This window comes from Georgenia sp. H159, assembly GCF_035607575.1.
Lineage (GTDB): Bacteria > Actinomycetota > Actinomycetes > Actinomycetales > Actinomycetaceae > Oceanitalea.
The window spans coordinates 52,865-71,448 of the sequence record NZ_JAYDZY010000011.1 but is presented as its reverse complement, the minus strand read 5'-3'; the positions used below and the strand labels follow the sequence as shown (position 1 = coordinate 71,448).

The window sequence follows — 18,584 nt, the reverse complement described above, 5'->3', positions numbered from 1 at the left end:
GCGGAGGGTTCCGGCGGAAGGCGCGTGGCCGGCGGGGGGCCGCCGACCCCGCCGTCAGCGAGTCAGGTCGTCGGGGTCGTCGCCCGCGGTGGACCGCCTCGGGTGTGCCGGGTCGGACTCGTCGGTGGCCGGCTGCAGGGCGTCGTCGACGAGCTCGTCGCCCGTGCCCCCGCCGGCACCGGTCCCGACGGCGCCACCGGCCGTGCGGGCCGTGCCGGAGGGCGCGGTGTCCGCCTCGTCCCCACCGACGAAGTCGGCGTCGGTCGTGGCCAGGTCGGCGTCGCCCGCGGCCGGCGTGACGGTCACGCCCGGGACGTCGGAGTCGGACTTCTTCTTGACGCCCGCGGCGATGGCAGCGCCGGCCGCGGCCGCCCCGAGCCCGGCCGCTGCGGCGGCCGCCTTCCCCAGGCCGGCCTTGCCCGAGTCACCCTGGGAGGTGGCGTCCTCGAGGCCGGGCGTCCCCACGCCGTCGACCGTCCCGCGCCAGGCGCCGGTGGCGTAGCCCTCGGCCTCGATGAACTCCTTGAAATTGGCGAGGTCGGACTCGGCCTGCCGCTCGATGACGCTGAGCGCGTCGCCGACCTTCTCGACCAGCCCCTCGGGCTCGTACTCGAGCGTGAGGGTGACCTGCGTGCGTCCACCGAGGTCGGCGAACTCCACGGCGCCGGCGTTCGTCGCGCCCTCGATGGCGGCCCAGGCGACCTTGCGGTCGGGGACCTGCTCGAGGATGCGGGCCTTCCAGCGGCGCTTCACGCCCGCGATCTCCGCGACCCACTCGAGGCGGTCGTCCGTCAGCTGGGTCACGCTCTGGACGCCCCCCATGAAGTGGGGGAACTCCTCGAACTGCGTCCACTGGTTGTAGGCCGTGGACACGGGGACGTTCACCTCGATGGACTTGTGAACCTGCGTGGTCATGGGATCCCTCCTGGTCGAGAGCGGCGGTGGTGTGGATCACACCTGGCGCTCCAGGATCGCCGAACGCGGCCGATCCCGCCTGGCGGGGCGCAGGCTTCTCACCGTCCTCGGCACGGCGTGGCAGGACCTCACCGGGGTCGGGCGACCGGCTACTCGGTGGAGGTGTCGATGACGGCGTCCGCCGCGGCGCGCGCGTCGTGCTCGGCCAGCAGCTCGGCCTCCTGGGCCGACCACGTCGACCACCGGTCCAGCCAGGCGCCGTCGTCGCGGGCCATCGCCCGGTGGTGCCGCTCGTGCTCGGGCGCCTCGAGCCACACGAGGACGTCGAGGTACGGCGCGCAGGGCAGCGAGCCGGCTCCGCAGCCCTCGAGGACGACGACGGCGGCCGGTTCCACCTCGACCGTCCCGGCGAGCTCTCCCCGCACCCAGTCGTACCTGCGGTACCGCCCGGGGAGCCCCTGCCGCAGCGGCGCGAGGACCCCGGTGGCGATCTCCTCGACCCCCTCGCGCAGTCCCGCCCACCCCCGGTAGGCGTCCTCCAGCGCGACGACCCGCGCGCCGGGGAGGGTCGCGACGAGCGCGGCGGCGAGCTCGGTCTTGCCGGCACCCGACCTGCCGTCGATCCCCACGACGAAGGGTCGGCCGGACGCCGGAGCGGTGCCGGTGCGCAGGTCCGCTGGGACGAGCGCGAGGACTCGGTCGAGGGGGGTCACGTCGTGAACGCTACCGGCCACCGCCCTCCCCGGGTCGGTACCCTTCTCGCAGCCCTGACCCTGGAGGAACGATGAGTGTGGCCGTCCGCGTGATCCCCTGCCTCGACGTCGACGCCGGGCGCGTCGTCAAGGGTGTGCGCTTCGAGAACCTGCGCGACGCCGGTGACCCGGTCGAGCTGGCCCGTCGCTACGACGCCGAGGGCGCCGACGAGATCACCTTCCTCGACGTGTCGGCCTCGACGGAGGACCGGGCCACGACGCTGGACGTCGTCTCGCGCACCGCCGAGGAGATCTTCGTGCCGTTGACCGTGGGTGGTGGGGTCCGCTCCGTCGAGGATGTCGACCGGCTGCTGCGTGCCGGCGCGGACAAGGTCGGCGTCAACACCGCCGCCGTCGCCCGGCCCGAGCTGCTCACCGAGGTCGCCGAGCGCTTCGGGCGCCAGGTCGCCGTGCTCTCGGTCGATGCACGCCGGTGCCGCGACGGTGCGACCACGCCGTCGGGCTACGAGGTCACCACGCACGGCGGGCGGCGTGGCACCGGGATCGACGCCGTCGCGTGGGCGGTCGAGGCGGCCGAGCGCGGCGCCGGGGAGATCCTCCTCAACTCCATCGACGCCGACGGCACCGAGAACGGCTTCGACCTGGAGATGCTCGCCGCCGTGCGCGCGCAGGTGACCGTGCCCCTCATCGCCTCCGGGGGTGCGGGGGCGGCCGAGCACTTCACCCAGGCGGCGCAGACCGGGGCCGACGCCGTCCTGGCCGCGTCGGTCTTCCACTTCGGCACCCTCACGGTGGGCGAGGTCAAGGACCACATGCGTGGCGCGGGCGTGCCCGTACGCTGAGCGCCCCCGCACGGACCCGCTGTGCGGAGTCCCGGCGCGTCGTGTGAGGATGACGACGCATCCCAGCCGCCGTCCCGAGGAGTGTCGGGTGTCCCCTGCCCTCACGTGGAGCGAGCCCGAGCGGCACGCCCTGGCCGCCACCTTCCGGGAGGTCGGGCCGGGTGCGCCGACGCTGTGCGAGGGCTGGCGCAGCGAGGACCTCCTCGCGCACGTCGTGCTGCGCGAGACCCGGCCCTGGGTGCTGGCGCTGGACATGCGAGCGGGTGCAGCGCCCGGGCAGGAGCCGCGGCAGTCGGAGGTCGCGCGCGCAGCCGGGACCCCCGGCGGGTACGCCGCGCTCGTCGACGAGCTCCTCGGCAGCGACGGCCTGCGTCCGACGAGGCTCGGTGGCGACGCCGTGAACCTGGTGGAGTTCGTCGTCCACCACGAGGACCTCCGCCGTGCGGGTGACGCGCCCCGTCCGCCCCGGCGGCTTCCCGACGCGATGCGCGAGGCCGTCTGGGCGCAGCTGAGCCGCATGGCGAGGCTCGCGGTGCGCGCGGCGCCGGTGGGCGTCGTCCTCGTGAGCACGACGGGGCAGCGCGCCGTCGCGCGTCGCGCCGCCGACTCCGTCGCGGTGGTCGGGGACCCGGTCGAGCTCGCGCTCTACCTCATGGGTCGCACCGAGCGAGCCGACGTCGAGCTCCGCGGGGCACCGGACGCGGTCGCCGCCTTCCGCTCGTTCATGGACGACGGCGACCGCTGAGCCACCCGCTCCGTCGCCCACCAGGCCCCGGCGCTCGTGGGTTCGCGCGCCGCGTGGCCTCTCAGCTCCGGTCGGGGGTGGCGGGGAACCGCGCCTCGTAGTCCGCGGACAGGGCCGGGTAGTAGTCGCGGTCGAAGTCGATCCCTGAGACGTCGCCACCGGTCTCCGCGGCGACGAGACGGTCGAGGTAGTAGTCCCACCCGGGGCCCACGCTCCGCGCCCAGGAGGGGTCGGGCAGCGCCTGCCCGAAGTGGAGAGTGGTCCCGCCGTCCTCCTCGGTGAGCCTGAGCTCCAGGTGCCAGTCGCCGTCGGGCCCCTCGCCGTGCGCGCGGGTACGAAGCAGTCGCGGGGGCTCGCACGCCTCGATGTGGTGGACCTCCTCCGGCATCTCGGCCTCGGCGGTCATCCGGAGCGTGACGCTGCCGGAGGCAGGGTCACCGGTCCACGTCCCGATCCACCGCTCCAGTCGCCCGGGCTCGGTGACGGCGGCCCACACGTCCTCGACGGGGGCCGCGAAGTGGCGGGTCAGGACGATCCAGGTGGCGTCGTCGCGGACCTCCGGCTGTCCAGTTGCTCTCGGTGTCGTCATCGTCGGTTCCTCTCGGGTGGTGCGTCGGGTGCTGGCGTCATGCCGGTCGCCGCACGGCGGCGACCTGGGACTGGCCGATCCGCGCGGGGACCTGCCTGCGCGCCGGGACGGGGCCGGTGACGTCGACCGCGCCGCCGCGCAGCGCGGTGGCCCAGGACAGGTCGCCCTGCCACACCGCGGTCAGGGCGCGCAGCGTCGTGGTCACCGTGGCGGCCGGCTCGTCGCCGGGGTCGACGTCATCGGTGCCGGCGTCGGGATGGACGACCGGCTGCGTGACAAGCTCACCGGGCGCGCCACGTAACGACGCCGCCCTCCCACGTCCGCCCCCGCCGTCGAGGCCGCGCTCGCGGCTCGGACCCACCGGCGACTGTGCGACCACGGTGGGCAGACAGTCCTCAGCCCTCGACGTCGGTGGCGGCGAGGATGTCGACGGCGAACACGAGGGTCTGGCTGCCCGTGCCGAGAGCCGGGGGGACCACGATGAGGACCCGTGAGCCGACGGTCTGGTCGACCAGCCCGTCCCGTAGCCCGGCGAAGGTCTCGTCGACGACCACGGTGCGCGGGACCTGGCCGTCGGCCCAGGTCGAGTCGTAGATGTCGCCGCCCGGCCACGTCACCGCCTGGTACTGGAGGGTGACCGCCTGACCGGGCGCGACCTGCCGCCCCTCACCGCGGATGATCGTCTCCACCTCGAGGCCACCCGGCGGCCCGGCGTCGGGCAGCGCGATGGCCACGCCGTCGTCCTCCTGCGTGACCTGCGGGAGGTCCGCGCGCTGCTCGAGCTCCTCCCCCTGGGCCCTGGTGTGCAGGACGTCGACGACGAGGACGAGCATCCGCTCACCGTCCTCGCTGCTGACCGGCTCGGTCACGAGCAGCCGGGTGCCCTCCGCGGTGCCCACGAGCAGCGGGTGGACCTCCTCACCGACCTCCTCGGGCGTGAGCAGCAGGGTCCGGGCCTCCCCGGCGCCGCGGTCGGGCAGCAGCTCACCGGTGTCGCCGTCGTAGGCGCTCAGGGCGAGCAGGGCCGGCCCGCCGTCCCGGAGGAGGGGTCCCTCACCCTCGATGAGCACCTCGCTCTCCGCCCCGCTGAGCTCCAGCGGCGCCTCGAAGCTGACGACCGGTGTCCTGCCGAACGCGCCCGACACCGCGATGGTGGGACGCTCCTCGACGGGCTCCTCGGACGTGGTCGAGCACCCCGCGAGCGTGAGCGCCAGCAGCAGGCAGGCGGCGAGCGCGCGGCGGAGGTGTGCCATCAGGCGTCCATGGCGGCGATGAGCGCGTCGACCCGCTCGTCGGTGTTCGCGAAGGGGTCCTTGCACAGCACCGTGTACTGGCTGGCGTCGTTGAGCTTGAGGTGGACCCAGTCGACCGTGTGGTCACGCCGACGGTCCTGGGCGGCGGCGACGAAGTCCCCGCGGAGCTTGGCCCGGGTCGTCTGCGGCGGCGTGGTGCGGGCGGCGAGGATCTCCTCGTCGGTGGCGACCCTGGCCATCAGGCCGCGCTCACGCAGCCGCGCCGCGAGCCCGTCGGTCGGTGAGATGTCGTGGTAGGCGAGGACGAGGCGGTCGACGCGCACGTCGGTGAGCCCCGCGCCGCTGCCGGCGCGGTACCGCTCGATGAGCCGGTGTTTGATCGCCCAGTCCAGCTCGGTGTCCACCAGCGAGTGGTCGCCCGTGCGCAGCGCACGCAGTCCCCGCTCCCACAGCTCGAGCACCTGCTGCTCGACGGGCCGCAGGGTCATGCCCGCGGTGTGCGCGAGGACCCGCTCGAGGTACTCCTCCTGCATGTCGAGCGCGCTGCGGCTGCGCCCGTTGGCGAGCTCCAGCGGTGTGGTGGCGGTGAGGTCGCGCGAGACGTCACGGATCGAGCGCATCGGGTCGCTGAGGACGAGGTCGTCGAGTCGGCCGCCGGACTCGAGGAGGTCGATGAGCAGCGCCGTCATGCCGGTCTTGAGCAGCGTCGTCGTCTCGGCGACCGAGGAGTCGCCCGAGATGACGTGCAGCCGCCGGTACAGGTCGGGGTCCCCGTGCGGCTCGTCGCGGGAGTTGATGATCGGCCGCGACCGCGTCGTCGCCGAGCTCATCGCGTCCCACAGGTGCTCCGAGCGCTGGGAGAAGCAGTAGGTCGCGCCCCCGACCGTCTCCCGCACCGCGCCCGCCCCGGTGAGGATCTGCCGGGTGACGAAGAACGGGACGAGCTGCTCGACGGTCCGCTGGAAGTCGCGGCGGCGGCGTAGGAGGTAGTTCTCGTGGCAGCCGAAGGCGTTGCCGGCGGAGTCGACGTTGTTCTTCAGCAGGTGGATGCGCCCGCCGTCACCCTCCTCGGCGAGCCGGGCGCTGGCCTCCTCGGCGAGCTCGACGAGGATCGCCTCGCCGGCACGGTCCTGGACGACGACGTCGCGCACGTCGTCGCACTCGGCCGTCGCGTACTCGGGGTGGGAGCCGACGTCGAGGTAGAGACGGCCACCGTTGCGGAGGAAGACGTTCGAGGACCGGCCCCACTCGACGACCTTGCGGAAGAGGTGCCGGGCGGCCTCGTCGGCCCCGAGGGGCGGGCCGCCGTCGGGACGCGCACCGTGGACGGTGATCCCGTACTCGGTCTCCAGCCCGATGATGCGGGGAGCGAGGCTCACTGCCCGCCCTTCTGCACGAAGCCCCGGACGAAGGACTCGGCGTTGGTCTCCAGCACGCTGTCGATCTCCCCGAGGAGGTCGTCGAGCTCGGCCGACTGCGCCTGCGCCTGCGCACCGGTCGGCAACGGCGGCGGCGTGGGCTCCTCCGGCTCCCGCTCGCTCCGGCGCTGCTGCTCCTGACGGGCCATGGTGCTGCCTCCCTCTCGACTACGCGTCGATCCTAGTTCGCCCCGGCGCGAGTGCCGCAGCGGGGTACGTCACCCGCACGACCCCGACGGCGCTCCAGCCGCGTCCCCGCACCCGTTCGGGCGTCTGCTCGTCACGGCGGCCGCTCAGCCGTGGTGACGGCGGAGCCCGTCGAGGAGCGTCGCCACGTCGGGGCTCTGGTCGAGCACCGCCCCGATGTGCTCACGGCTGCCGCGTGCCGGCTCGAGCATCGGCAGCCGGACGAGGTGGTCGTGGCCGGGGATGTCGAGCACCACCGACTCCCAGCCGGCGGCCGCGACACCGGTGCCGTAGCGCCGGACGGTCTCCCCGCGGAACCAGGCGCGGGTGTCCTCCGGCGCCGTGAGGACCGCCTGCTCGACCTCCTCCGAGGAGACGAGCCGCTCGACCGCACCCGAGGTGGCGAGGCGCTGGTAGATACTGCGCTCGGGGCGCACGTCGGACCACTGGAGGTCCAGGGCGGCCAGGCGCGGGTCCTCCCAGCCGATGCCGTCGCGCCGCCGGAGGCCCTCGAGCACGCGGAGCTTGGCCACCCACTCCACCTCCGCGGCGCAGGACATCGGGTCCTCACCGAGGCGGGTGAGCACGGAGTCCCAGCGGTCCAGGACCTCACGCGTCTCGGCGTCGACGTCGCCGGCCGCCTCGACGGCCTCGCGGATGACGTCGAGGTAGAGCCGCTGGACCTCCAGCGCGGTCATCGAGCGGCCGTCGGCGAGCGTGAGCCGGTGCGTGAGGGTCGTGTCGTGGCTGACGAGCCGGGCCTCGACGACGGGGTCGTCCAGCGCGACGGCGTCGAGGGCGAGCGGGACGGCGTCCTGCTCCAGCAGCCACAGCACGAGCGAGGTGGTGCCGAGCTTGAGGTAGGTGGCCACCTCGAGGAGGTTCGCGTCCCCGGCGATGACGTGCAGCCGCCGGTAGCGCTCCGCGTCGGCGTGGGGCTCGTCCCGGGTGTTGATGATGGGGCGGTTGAAGGTCGTCTCCAGGCCGACGTCGTTCTCGATGTAGTCGGCGCGCTGCGCGAGCTGGAAGCCGGGCACCTCCGAGCGCTGGCCCAGGCCGACGCGGCCCGCGCCGCTGAACACGGGGCGGGTGACGAGGAAGGGGGTGAGGTAGCGCACGACGTCCCCGAAGGGTACGGCCCGGTCCATGAGGTAGTTCTCGTGCGTGCCGTAGGACTGGCCCTTGCCGTCGACGTTGTTCTTGTACAGGGCGACGTCGGGCATGGCCGGCTCGGCCGCCAGCGCCGCGGCGGCCCGGCGCATGACCTCCTCGCCCGCCCGGTCCCACCGCACCGCGGCACGGGGCCCGGTGACCTCGGGGCTGGAGTACTCGGGGTGCGCGTGGTCGACGTAGAGCCGCGCGCCGTTGGTGAGCACGAGGGACGTCATGGGGGCGGGCCGCTCGGTGGGGTCGGGGCGACGACGGTGGTAGGGCCCCAGTGCGGCGGCCAGCTCGGCCGGCGAGTCGGTGAGCTGGTCGGGGTGCGCCGCGGCGCGGTCGAGGCGGAAGCCGCGGGCGTCGGCGAGCGGGTCCTCGCCCTCGTAGTCCCACCGTGCGGTCGCCTCGACGGTCTGCGCGTAGGCGGCGACGACGGCGGCGGACAGCGCCATCGGGTTCGCCATCGGCTGACCTGGCTCGAGCACGCCGTACTCGGTCTCGATGCCCATCATCCGGTGCACGGTCATCGGCCTGCCCCGCTCACAGGTAGTCGCGGGTCTCGATGACGCGCGCCGGCTCGGCGCCCTCGCTGGCCCCGGTCCCGCCGAGGGTGCGCATGAAGACGATCCGCTCCCCCTTCTTGCCGGCGACGCGCGCCCAGTCGTCGGGGTTCGTCGTCGAGGGCAGGTCCTCGTTCTCCCGCATCTCGGCGGCGTAGCCGGTGAGCAGGTGGTCGGTGCGCAGGCCGCGCTGACCGGTGGCGATGAGGTCCTTGATCGCGGCCTTCTTCGCGCGGTCGACGATGTTGGCCATCATGGCGCCCGAGGCGAAGTCCTTGAAGTAGAGGACCTCCTTGTCCCCGCTCGCGTAGGTGACCTCGAGGAACCGGTTGTCCAGTGTCGTGGAGTACAGCCGGTCGACGACGGCGTCGGCCATCGCGGCCACCGCCGCCTGGGCGCTCCCGTGCCGCTCGATCTCCTCGGCGTGGACGGGGAGGTCGGCGGTGAGGTACTTGCGCAGGATCTCCCGGGCGCCGTCGGCGTCGGGGCGCTCGATCTTGATCTTCACGTCGAGGCGACCGGGGCGCAGGATGGCCGGGTCGATCATGTCCTCGCGGTTCGAGGCGCCGATGATGACGACGTTCTCCAGCTTCTCCACGCCGTCGATCTCGCTGAGCAGCTGGGGGACGATCGTCGTCTCGACGTCGCTGGAGACGCCGGTGCCGCGGGTGCGGAAGAGGGAGTCCATCTCGTCGAAGAAGACGACGACCGGGACGCCGAGGGCGGCCTTCTCCCGGGCGCGGGCGAAGATCACCCGGATCTGCCGCTCGGTCTCACCGACGTACTTGTTGAGCAGCTCCGGGCCCTTGATGTTGAGGAAGAAGCTGCCGGGCCGGCGCTCGGAGCCGTTCGCCGCGGCCTCGGCGAGCGAGGTCGCGACCGCCTTGGCGATGAGGGTCTTGCCGCAGCCGGGCGGACCGTAGAGCAGCACGCCCTTGGGCGGCTTGAGGCCGTGCTCGCGGTAGAGCTCGGGGTGGAGGAAGGGCAGCTCGACGGCGTCGCGGATCTGCTCGATCTGCGGGCCGAGGCCGCCGATGTCGCCGTAGCCGACGTCGGGGGTCTCCTCGAGCAGGAGGTCCTCGACCTCCGAGCGCTCGATGTGCTCGAGGGCGAAGCCGCTGCGCAGGTCGGCGAGGACGGTGTCACCGACGCGCACCCCGGCGTCGGTGAGGGGCGCAGCGAGGCGCAGGACGCGCTCGTCGTCGGAGCGGGCCACGACGAGCACCCTGCTGTCGTCGATGACCTCCTTGACGGCGACGAGCTCACCGGCCTCCTCGAAGCCGGCGCCCTGGACGGCGACGAGCGACTCGTTGAGGCGCACGTGCTGGCCCGGGCGCAAGGTGCCGAGCGGCAGCGAGGGGGCGACGGCGACGCGCAGGCGGCGGCCGGAGGAGAGCACCTCGGCCTCGCGCTCGGTGACGTCGACGCCGAGCACGGTCGCGTAGCTGCTCGGCGGGCGGGAGAGCGTGTCGAGCTGCTCCTGCATGGTCTCGAGCTGGTCGCGGGCGCCCTGGAGGGCCTTGGCCAGCCGCTCGTTCTTGGTGGCGAGACTGATCGCCTGCTGCTCGAGCTCACGCACCCGGTCGGCCCGGAACCCGTCCATCCCCGCCTCGGCCATCTCGGCCCCTTCCCTGCTCGGCACGACCCCACGGTAGGACACGGCCCGCCGGAGCCGCGCGGCGCGGTCACTGGGTGGGCGGTGCCTCCGGCGCGTCGTCGGGCTCCGACGACGTCCCCTCGCGCAGCCGCTCGGCGCGCTCCTGGTCACGGCGCACCCGGCGGATCTTCTTGTCCGAGACGGTCCGCTCCGCCAGGTCCTCCGCCCACTCGTCCTCGACCGGGTAGGCGCCCTTCGCGGGACGGCGCTTGCGCCGCGGCGGGGTGACGCCGTCCGCCATGCGGCGGGTCGTGACGAGGAACCCGGTGTGTCCCACCATGCGGTGGTCCGGGCGCACCGCCAGGCCCTCGAGGTGCCAGCTGCGCAGCAGCGTCTCCCACGCGCGCGGCTCGGTGAACAGCTCGCTCGCCTTGGCGTCCTCGACGACGCGGGACAGCTGGGTGGTCGTGGCGACATAGGCGATGAGGACGCCGCCGGGGGCGAGCGCGTCGGCCGCCACCTGCAGGTTCTCCCAGGGCGCGAGCATGTCGAGGACGATCCTGTCGACCGACCCGGGCTCGACGGCACCCGGCAGCACCTCGGCGAGGTCACCGACGACGACCTCCCAGGCGGGGTGGTCGGCGCCGAACCAGGCGCGGGCGTTGGCCTGGGCGATCTCGGCGAAGTCGGCTCGGCGCTCGACCGAGAGCAGCGTCCCCGTGGGCCCGACGGCCTGGAGCAGCGACATGCTCAGCGCGCCCGAGCCGACGCCGGCCTCGACCACCCGCGCGCCGGGGAAGATGTCGGCCATCGCGACGATCTGGGCGGCGTCCTTGGGGTAGACCACGGCCGCACCGCGCGGCATCGACAGCACGTGGTCGGCGAGCAGCGGACGCAGCACGAGGTACTCCACTCCCCCGGTGGTCGCCAGCACGACGCCCTCGCTCGCGCCGATGACCTCGTCGTGGCGCAGGTAGCCCCGGTGGGTCTGGAAGGTCGCACCCGGGGCCAACGTGATGGTGTGGAGGCGCCCCTTGGGGTCGGTGAGCTGGACGCGTTCACCGACCGCGAGAGGGCCGCGCCGTCCCGCCGGGCCGAGCGGGCGGGTGGGGTCGGGTTGGGAAGTCACGGTCGACGAGTCTACGGGCCGCCTTCACGCCCCGACGCCGCAGGTGCGCACCCGCGGCGTGACTCCCCGGACTGCGATCTCGGCGTGGCCGCCGGCACGGCCACCGTCCGTGCGGCGCGCTGGTCAGCCGGTGGCGGCGTAGCGCTTCTGCGCGCGCTCCCGGGCCTTGGCCGCCTCGACCTCGCGGTCCTTGGGCGGTGCCGTGGTGACGAGGGAGTCGAGGAGCTCCTGCGTCGCGGCTGCGACGTGCGCGACTGCGTGGTCGAAGGCCTCCCGGTTCGCCTGGGACGGCTTCGTCGTGCCCGCGATCTTGCGCACGTACTGCAGCGCTGCGGCGTGGACCTCGTCACTCGTCGCCGGCGGGGCGAAGTTGTGCAGGGTGTGGATGTTGCGGCACATCGCACCAGCGTCCCACCGCGGGTGCCCGGTGTGAAGATCGCCGTGCGTCGTCGTCGGGCGACCCGCGACGGCACCTCAGCGCGACGGTGGACCTGCCGGCCCGCCCTCCGCGGCCAGCCGCGCCACCTGCCGCGCCGTGGCCACCTGCCGGTAGGACGCGTCGAGCAGCTCGGCGACCTCCTGCCAGTCGACCTCCGCCGGTGGCGCCCCGGACAGGTCGATCCCGAGCCAGCCGGCGGGCCCGACGTACGCGGGCACGAAGCAGCGGGGGTCCTCCTCGAGTGCCGCCCGGTCCTCGTCGTCCGGGACGAGCAGCAGCCCGTGCGGGAAGCGCTGCCGGGTGGCGGCGCCGCCCTTCGTCGACCCGCCGTAGACGGCGAACATCCTGCCGACCCGGAAGGTCGGGCGTCCGTGGGCGACCGCCTCGACCGCGTCCGGGAACGCGAGCGCGACGCGGCGCAGCCGGGCGAGGTAGGGGTCGTCGTCGTCGAACATCTGCGGGTGAACCATGGCACGGCCTCCTCTGGACGCCGAGGGTAGGCCATGCCTCAGCGCCGCGGTCTGCGCAGTGCCTCCTCCAGGCGCGCGACGCCCAGCACGCCGACGACACCCGCCGGGCCGTCGACCAGGACGACGAGCGGGCTGGTGCGTGCCGCCTCCGCGGCCGCGGCGACGCCCGCGGCTCCGACGAGCTGGGTGACGACGCTGCTCGGCGGCAGGACGGCGGCGACCGCGCTGAGGGGGGTCCCGGGCCGAGCCGACGGCGGCACCTGAGCCAGGACCGACGGGTCGACGATGCCGCAGACGCGGCCGTCGTCGTCGAGGAGCACGATCCGCCGGTCGCCGGCGCCGTCGACGGCGCTGACGGTGGCGGACGCAGGCAGGGCGACGGCCGGCTCGGCGATCGCCCGCAGGTCGAGGCCCGCGGCACTGCGCCGCGCGAGCGCGACGTTGACCGCCTGGCTCGAGGAGGTCCACAGGTAACCGGCGAGGAGGGTGACCCACAGGACGGTGAAGATCGTCGGCCGCAGGCCCAGCATGAACGGCCGGCCCAGTCCGACGACGACGACGAGCACGGCGACGACCCGCCCGCCCCAGCCGGCGGCCGTCATCCCGGCGAGCCTGTCCCCGGTGACCCGCCAGACCACCGCCTCGAGCACACGGCCGCCGTCCAGCGGGTAGCCCGGCAGCAGGTTGAAGACGGCGACGACGGCGTTGCTCACGGCGGCGATCTGCCACAGGAGCGAGGCCAGCGCCGAGTCCGTCCGGCCCAGCGCGAACCAGGCGACCAGTGCGAGGACCGCGTTGGCGAGCGGGCCGGCGACCGACACCACGGCCGACGCACCGGGCGTGCGCATGTCGGAGGCGAACTGGGTGTGCCCGCCCCACAGGGTCAGGACGTACTCCCGCGGGGTCGACCCGACGGCGTGCCCGGCCATGCCGTGGGCCAGCTCGTGCGCGAGGACACCGAGGACGAGCATGAGGGCGACGCTGGCGGCTGCGAGCACCGTCGTGAGGGTTCCGGCACCGGGGACCGCCCGGGCGATGGTCGGGGCGAACACCACTCCCAGTACCACCGCCATGACGAACCAGGACGGCGCGAAGACGACCGGGACATCTCTGATGTGGCCGATCACCCAGCCCGAGCTCGTGCGTTGCCCCAGGCGTGCCATTCCTGCACCTTATGTCCCGACGGCGGGTTTCCCCACAGTCGGCGCGGGCCTCCCGGCCGTGTCGGTGCCCGGGCATACAGTGACGCCATGGCAGTGAGCAGTACGGAGACGCCCGAGCAGACGGCACCCGCGGAGGCGCCGCAGGAGCCTCGCCCGGTCGCGCTCTCGCCCTCCCGGGCGAAGGACTTCATGCAGTGCCCGCTGCTCTTCCGCTTCCGCGCGGTGGACCGCCTGCCCGAGCCGCCGAGCCCCGCCGCGGTCAAGGGCACGCTGGTCCACAGCGTCCTCGAGCGGCTGTACGACCTGCCCGCGGCGCAACGGGACCCAGCAGCCGGTGTCGAGCTGCTCGCCCCGGCGTGGGAGCAGCTGCGCGCCGAGCGCCCGGACGTCGAGCAGATGTTCGGCTCGCCGGAGGAGCTGCACGCGTGGCTGGTCAGCGCCCGGGAGCTCGTCGAGCGCTACTTCCAGGTGGAGAACCCCCAGCGCCTGGAGCCGGCCGAGCGGGAGAAGCTGCTCGAGGTCGAGCTCGCCTCCGGCATGCTGCTGCGCGGGTTCGTCGACCGTCTCGACGTCGCGCCGACCGGTGCCGTGCGCGTCGTCGACTACAAGACGGGGCGCTCGCCCATGCCGCAGTACGCCTCCGAGGCCCTGTTCCAGATGCGCTTCTACGGCCTCATGCTCTGGCGCCTCACGGGCACGGCCCCGCGCCGGCTGCAGCTCGTCTACCTCGGGGACGGCCAGGTCCTCACCCTCGACCCCACGCTCGACGAGCTGCTCGCCACCGAGGAGCAGGTCGAGTCGATCTGGGCCGCCATCACCCGGGCCGCGCAGACCGGTCGCTTCCAGCCGCGGGTGTCGCGGCTGTGCGACTGGTGCAGCTTCCGCGACCTGTGCCCGTCCTTCGGCGGCACACCGCCCGAGCCGCCGCAGGAGGGACTGGACCGGCTCCTCGCCGCCACACAGCGCACGGCGGCGGACGCGGTCACGTAGCCGCTGCCCGGCTCAGTACCGTTGCGCCCATGGAGCTCACCGCGGTCCCGACCCTCACCGGCTCGCTCGCCACGCTCGAGCCACTGAGCCTGGACCACTCCGAGGCACTGGTCGAGGCGGTCCAGGACGGCATGCTCCACGAGCTCTGGTACAGCCGCGTGCCCGCACCCGGGGCGATGCGCGAGGACGTCGAGCGCAGGCTCGCCCAGCACGCCCGCGGGGAGGTCGTCCCGTGGGCCGTCCGCCGCACGGGCGACGGCGCCGTCCTCGGCGTGACGACATTCCTCAACATCCGCGCGGACAACCGGCGCCTGGAGATCGGGTCCACCTGGATCGCCGGCAGCGCCCAGGGCACCGGGGTCAACACCGAGATCAAGCTGCTGCAGCTCACCCACGCCTTCGAGACGCTCGACTGCATCGCCGTCGAGCTCCGCACGCACTGGCACAACCGACGCTCGCGGCGGGCCATTGCCGCTCTCGGGGCCAAGCAGGACGGTGTGCTGCGCAACCACGACCTGTGGCGCGACGGGACGGTCCGGGACGTCGTCGTCTTCTCGATCATCGACCGCGAGTGGCCCACGGTACGGCTGGGGCTCCGCGAGCGGCTGCGGGCGCAGGTCTCCGGCTGACTCGGCGCCGCGTCGGCGCCCCGCGGGCTCAGCCCTGCGGAAGGTCCATGGTCGCCGGGTCGCCGCCGGTGCGCTCCCCCGCGTCCAGGGCGTCGATCGCCGCCATCTGGTCCTCGTCGAGCTCGAAGCCGAAGAGGTCGATGTTCGCGGCGACCCGCTCGGGCGTCACCGACTTGGGGATGACGATGCGTCCGTGCTGGACGTGCCAGCGCAGCACGACCTGCGCGGGCGTGACGCCGAGCTCGTCGGCGGCTCCGGTGACCGCCGGCTTGGTGAGCGCGGCGCCACGGCCGAGCGGTGAGTACGCCTCGACCGCCACGCCGGCTGCCGCGGAGGCGTCGGCCACCGCGCGGTTCTGGTAGCCGGGGTGGACCTCGACCTGGTTCACCGCGGGCACGACGTCGGTCTCCGTGCGCAGCCGCTCGAGGTGCTCGGGAAGGAAGTTGGAGACTCCGACCGAGCGGGCCGCGCCGTCGGCGTGGAGCTTCTCCAGCGCCCGCCAGGTCTGGACGTACCCGTCCTTGCTCGGCACCGGCCAGTGGATGAGGTAGAGGTCGACGACGTCGAGCCGGAGCGCCGTGCTCGAGGCGTCGAACGCGGCGAGCGTCTCCTCGAAGCCGTGGTCCTTGTTCCGCACCTTGGTCGTGACGAAGACGTCCTCGCGGGGCAGCCCGACGGCGCGGAGCGCGGCCCCCACGCCCTCCTCGTTGTCGTACCCCGCCGCGGTGTCGATGTGGCGGTACCCCACCTCGAGTGCCGCCTCCACGGCGCGCTGGGTCTCCTCGGCCGGGACCTGGAAGACGCCGTAGCCCACCTGCGGGATCTGCACGCCGTTGTTGAGGGTGATGACGGGAACGCTCACGTCGGTCTCTCCTTGAGTCACATGCGGTGGATCGGGGCGCCGGCCGCGACGGCGCCGAGCTCGGAGATTGTCACACCCTCGAGCGTGCGCAGCATGCTGCGACCGGGAGCGGGCGGGATCTCCACCATGAGCGGGACGGCGATCGTGGCCGCTCCGGCTGCCTCCGCGGACGCGACGCCCGGGACGGAGTCCTCGATGGCCACGCAGCCACGGACGTCTGCGCCGAGCATCCGGGCCGCCGTGAGGTAGGGCTCGGGGTGGGGCTTGGGGTGGGTGACCGCGTCGCCCGTGACCACCGCGGCGAAGGTCCCCTCCGGGAGCGTCTCGAGGACCGCCTCGGCCATCTGGCGGTAGGACATCGTCACGAGCGCGTTCGGCACACCGGCCTCGACCAGCGCGGCGAGCAGCTCCCGTGCGCCCGGCCGCCACGGCGGGCCGTCCGTGCGGATGCGGTCCGTGACGCGGCCGACGAGCTCCGCGGCGACCTCGTCCTCGGTCCCGGGCACCCCGAGCGCGCGCAGCGCCGCGGCGGTGTGGACGATCGGACGCCCGACCATCGCCAGGCCCTGCTCGTGGGTCCAGGTCCCGCCGTGCTCGGCGGCCAGCTCGGACTCGGTGGCGATCCAGTACGGCTCGGTGTCGACGAGGGTGCCGTCCATGTCCCACAGGACCGCGGCGGGCGACGGCGGGCGGTGGGTGGGCAGCACGGAGGGCGTGGAGGAGGGTGTGGGCATGGCGTCCCAGTCTAGCCCGCGACACCCCCTCGCCCGGGCGCGCGCATAGGGTGAGGGCATGACCGACGAGCTCGACCCCACCGCCGACACGGAGCGCACCCCGGCGATCCTCCTCGCTGCCTTCGAGGGCTGGAACGACGCCGGCTCCTCCGCGAGCCAGTCGCTGGAGATGGTGGCGGACGCGTGGGAGGCCCGCAGCGTCCACGAGCTCGACCCGCAGGACTTCCACGACTTCCAGGTCAACCGACCGCTGAGCGTGCGCGACGAGGACGGCAGCCGCGTGCTCAAGTGGCCGACGACGACGATCTCGGTGGCGACCTCGCCCGTCGCCGGCCGCACGGTGCTCCTCGTCCAGGGCATCGAGCCCTCGTTCCGGTGGCTCGACTTCTGCGAGGAGATCCTGGACGTCGCGCAGCAGTGGGACGTCGGCAGCGTGGTCAGCGTCGGCGCGCTGCTCGCCGACGTCCCGCACACCCGTCCGGTCCCCTGCCAGGTGACGAGCGACGACCCGGGCGTCCAGGCGCTGCTCGGCGTCGAGGGCTCGGAGTACGAGGGGCCGGCAGGGATCGTCAGCGTCCTCGCGCAGCTCGCGCAGGAGCGCGGGATGCACGCGATGTCGCTGTGGGCGGCCGTCCCCCACTACGTCGCCCAGCCGCCCTCACCGAAGGCGACGCTCGCCCTGCTGAGCGCGCTCGAGGAGCTGGTCGGTGAGCCGCTGCCGCTCGGGGAGCTCGTCGAGGAGGCCCGCGCCTGGCAGGCCGGCGTCGACGAGCTCGCCGAGCAGGACCCCGAGGTCGCGGAGTACGTCCGCCAGCTGGAGGAGGCCAAGGACACGGCGGAGCTGCCCGAGGCGACCGGCGAGGCGATCGCCCGCGAGTTCGAGCGTTACCTGCGCCGTCGGGACCCGGGGAGCGGGCCCCAGTCCCCCGGTCGGTGACGGCTCAGTCGCCGGTGCGGGGCGCCTGCTGTCCCTCGCGTTCACGGGTCAGCTCGGCGTTGAGCACGCCGCCGGCGAGGATGACGATGCTGCTCAGCCAGAGCCACACGACCCCGGCCAGCACGAGCCCGATCGCCTGCGCCGCCCCGGTGACCACGGCACTGGGGGCGTTCTCGACGCCGGGGGCGTCCGGCCCGGCGACGTGGAGGTAGGCGCTGAACGCGAACGCGACGAGCACCAGCCCGGCGGTGCCGACGCCGGCGCCGGGCAGGCAGCGCTGCCACGTCGTGCGGACGTTGGGGCCGTACCGGTAGAGGATCGTGAGGTAGGTCGCCGTCACGGCCGCCAGCGTCGGCCACCGCGCGAGCGACCAGGCGACCTCGAAGACGGTGCCCAGGCCGAACCGGTCGGCGATCTCCCGGCCGTCCCCCAGCAGGGGGCCGATGACGACGAGGGCGAGGACGGCCACGAGCGTGAGCACGGCGCCCAGGGCGAGCGCGATCCCCAGGACGTACTGTCCGACGACGTTGCGTCGCTCCGGGACCCGGTACGCGTCGTCCAGGGCCCGGATGACCGCCCGGAACATCCGGCTCGCCAGCCACAGGGCGACCAGGACGCTTCCCACGGCCACCCCGGTGCGCTCCTCACGGAGCAGCCCCTCGATGAGCGGGGCGAGGACGTCCGCCGCCACCTGCTCGGCGAAGACGGTCGAGACGGCGTCGACGAGCGTGTCCTCGATGCGACCGACGGCCTCGGTGCCGACGATGCGTTCGAGGAAGCCGAGGCTGGCGCCGAACGCGGTGAGCAGCGGCACGAGCGAGATCAGCGCGTAGTAGGTCATCTCCGCCGCCAGGCCCGTCACACGCACGTCGGTGGCCCGCCCCACGGACCGCACGGCGACGGCGAGCAGGTTGGTGCTCCCGGGACCCACGTGGTGGCGCTCGGCCCAGCCCTCCACCCGCTCGACCACGCCCGGGGTGTCCGACGAGCGGTCCCGGAGCCGGTCGATGTACCGCCGGTTGACCGCCGCGCCGACGACGACAAGACCTCCGCCGGCAAGGGCAGCGACCAGCACCGTCAGCCAGGGCCGCCACGGCTCCGCGACCGTCTCCATGACGACGAGGCCGGTCACTCCCGCGCCGAGGACGGCGAGGATCGTCGTCGCCGCCGGGCTCAGCCGCTCCCGGGTCGGTGTCCAGCGCCGCGCGAGCACCGCGCAGCCCAGTCCCACGAGGACGACCGCGACCGGCAGCAC

At 73.9% G+C, this 18,584-nt stretch carries 21 protein-coding genes; 5 read left to right on the top strand and 16 right to left on the bottom strand.

Features of this window, described 5'->3' with window-relative positions; genetic code table 11:
* Window positions 1–54: 54 nt before the first annotated feature.
* Both VR894_RS15070 and VR894_RS15065 read right to left on the bottom strand, forming a co-directional pair.
* Window positions 55–915 carry an SRPBCC family protein gene (locus tag VR894_RS15070; protein WP_324652831.1) on the bottom strand — a complete coding sequence of 287 codons (861 nt, stop codon included), beginning with the start codon at window positions 913–915 and terminating at the stop codon, window positions 55–57.
* A 149-nt stretch (window positions 916–1,064) separates the two neighbouring features.
* Complete coding sequence (locus VR894_RS15065) at window positions 1,065–1,628, bottom strand: uridine kinase (RefSeq protein WP_324652829.1); 564 nt, start codon at window positions 1,626–1,628, stop codon at window positions 1,065–1,067.
* Between the two features lie 71 nt (window positions 1,629–1,699).
* On the opposite strand from VR894_RS15065, the gene hisF reads away from it, so the two are divergent.
* Both hisF and VR894_RS15055 read left to right on the top strand, forming a co-directional pair.
* Complete coding sequence (hisF, locus tag VR894_RS15060) at window positions 1,700–2,470, top strand: imidazole glycerol phosphate synthase subunit HisF (protein ID WP_324652827.1); 771 nt, start codon at window positions 1,700–1,702, stop codon at window positions 2,468–2,470.
* A gap of 88 nt (window positions 2,471–2,558) precedes the next feature.
* Window positions 2,559–3,215, top strand: a complete 657-nt coding sequence (locus tag VR894_RS15055) for a TIGR03085 family metal-binding protein (RefSeq protein WP_324652826.1) — start codon at window positions 2,559–2,561, stop codon at window positions 3,213–3,215.
* Between the two features lie 61 nt (window positions 3,216–3,276).
* On the opposite strand, the gene VR894_RS15050 is transcribed toward VR894_RS15055, so the two are convergent.
* From VR894_RS15050 to VR894_RS15000, 11 genes are all read right to left on the bottom strand, one after another.
* Window positions 3,277–3,804: an SRPBCC family protein gene (locus tag VR894_RS15050; RefSeq protein WP_324652825.1), complete on the bottom strand. Its 528-nt coding sequence runs from the start codon at window positions 3,802–3,804 to the stop codon at window positions 3,277–3,279.
* A 37-nt stretch (window positions 3,805–3,841) separates the two neighbouring features.
* A complete protein-coding gene (locus VR894_RS15045) occupies window positions 3,842–4,183 on the bottom strand; it encodes a hypothetical protein (protein WP_324652824.1) in 342 nt (113 codons plus the stop codon).
* A gap of 16 nt (window positions 4,184–4,199) precedes the next feature.
* Window positions 4,200–5,057 carry an FKBP-type peptidyl-prolyl cis-trans isomerase gene (locus tag VR894_RS15040; RefSeq protein ID WP_324652822.1) on the bottom strand — a complete coding sequence of 286 codons (858 nt, stop codon included), beginning with the start codon at window positions 5,055–5,057 and terminating at the stop codon, window positions 4,200–4,202.
* Window positions 5,057–6,436: a Pup--protein ligase gene (gene pafA, locus VR894_RS15035; protein ID WP_324652820.1), complete on the bottom strand. Its 1,380-nt coding sequence runs from the start codon at window positions 6,434–6,436 to the stop codon at window positions 5,057–5,059. The genes VR894_RS15040 and pafA overlap by 1 nt, the downstream gene beginning before the upstream one ends.
* Window positions 6,433–6,624 (bottom strand): ubiquitin-like protein Pup, encoded by a 192-nt coding sequence (locus tag VR894_RS15030; RefSeq protein ID WP_324652818.1) that lies wholly within the window; start codon window positions 6,622–6,624, stop codon window positions 6,433–6,435. The genes pafA and VR894_RS15030 overlap by 4 nt, the downstream gene beginning before the upstream one ends.
* A 144-nt stretch (window positions 6,625–6,768) precedes the next feature.
* The gene (gene dop / locus VR894_RS15025) at window positions 6,769–8,346 is read right to left on the bottom strand and encodes a depupylase/deamidase Dop (protein WP_416380852.1); all 1,578 of its coding nucleotides are present in this window, start codon (window positions 8,344–8,346) and stop codon (window positions 6,769–6,771) included.
* A gap of 13 nt (window positions 8,347–8,359) precedes the next feature.
* Window positions 8,360–9,982 carry a proteasome ATPase gene (gene arc, locus VR894_RS15020; protein ID WP_324652869.1) on the bottom strand — a complete coding sequence of 541 codons (1,623 nt, stop codon included), beginning with the start codon at window positions 9,980–9,982 and terminating at the stop codon, window positions 8,360–8,362.
* Window positions 9,983–10,064: 82 nt separating this feature from the next.
* Window positions 10,065–11,105, bottom strand: a complete 1,041-nt coding sequence (locus tag VR894_RS15015) for a tRNA (adenine-N1)-methyltransferase (RefSeq protein WP_324652816.1) — start codon at window positions 11,103–11,105, stop codon at window positions 10,065–10,067.
* A 123-nt stretch (window positions 11,106–11,228) separates the two neighbouring features.
* A complete protein-coding gene (locus VR894_RS15010) occupies window positions 11,229–11,504 on the bottom strand; it encodes a DUF2277 domain-containing protein (RefSeq protein ID WP_324652814.1) in 276 nt (91 codons plus the stop codon).
* A 75-nt stretch (window positions 11,505–11,579) separates the two neighbouring features.
* Window positions 11,580–12,014: an MmcQ/YjbR family DNA-binding protein gene (locus tag VR894_RS15005; RefSeq protein ID WP_324652813.1), complete on the bottom strand. Its 435-nt coding sequence runs from the start codon at window positions 12,012–12,014 to the stop codon at window positions 11,580–11,582.
* A 38-nt stretch (window positions 12,015–12,052) separates the two neighbouring features.
* The gene (locus VR894_RS15000) at window positions 12,053–13,177 is read right to left on the bottom strand and encodes a site-2 protease family protein (RefSeq protein ID WP_324652811.1); all 1,125 of its coding nucleotides are present in this window, start codon (window positions 13,175–13,177) and stop codon (window positions 12,053–12,055) included.
* Between the two features lie 87 nt (window positions 13,178–13,264).
* Between VR894_RS15000 and VR894_RS14995 the strand changes: the two genes are divergently transcribed.
* Together VR894_RS14995 and VR894_RS14990 are read left to right on the top strand one after the other, a co-directional pair.
* Window positions 13,265–14,167: a RecB family exonuclease gene (locus VR894_RS14995; protein ID WP_324652810.1), complete on the top strand. Its 903-nt coding sequence runs from the start codon at window positions 13,265–13,267 to the stop codon at window positions 14,165–14,167.
* 29 nt (window positions 14,168–14,196) lie between these two features.
* Window positions 14,197–14,796, top strand: coding sequence for a GNAT family protein (locus VR894_RS14990; protein ID WP_324652809.1), 600 nt, complete (start codon window positions 14,197–14,199; stop codon window positions 14,794–14,796).
* Between the two features lie 28 nt (window positions 14,797–14,824).
* Here the strand turns inward: VR894_RS14990 and VR894_RS14985 are convergent, their stop codons facing one another.
* Both VR894_RS14985 and VR894_RS14980 read right to left on the bottom strand, forming a co-directional pair.
* Complete coding sequence (locus VR894_RS14985) at window positions 14,825–15,658, bottom strand: aldo/keto reductase (RefSeq protein ID WP_324652808.1); 834 nt, start codon at window positions 15,656–15,658, stop codon at window positions 14,825–14,827.
* A 17-nt stretch (window positions 15,659–15,675) separates the two neighbouring features.
* On the bottom strand, window positions 15,676–16,392 hold the full coding sequence (locus VR894_RS14980; RefSeq protein WP_324652806.1) for an HAD family phosphatase: 717 nt from the start codon (window positions 16,390–16,392) through the stop codon (window positions 15,676–15,678).
* 58 nt (window positions 16,393–16,450) lie between these two features.
* Between VR894_RS14980 and VR894_RS14975 the strand changes: the two genes are divergently transcribed.
* The gene (locus VR894_RS14975; protein ID WP_324652805.1) at window positions 16,451–17,329 is read left to right on the top strand and encodes a PAC2 family protein; all 879 of its coding nucleotides are present in this window, start codon (window positions 16,451–16,453) and stop codon (window positions 17,327–17,329) included.
* 4 nt (window positions 17,330–17,333) lie between these two features.
* Here VR894_RS14975 and VR894_RS14970 read toward each other — a convergent pair whose 3' ends face one another.
* Window positions 17,334–18,584 (bottom strand): YihY/virulence factor BrkB family protein, encoded by a 1,251-nt coding sequence (locus VR894_RS14970; protein WP_324652804.1) that lies wholly within the window; start codon window positions 18,582–18,584, stop codon window positions 17,334–17,336.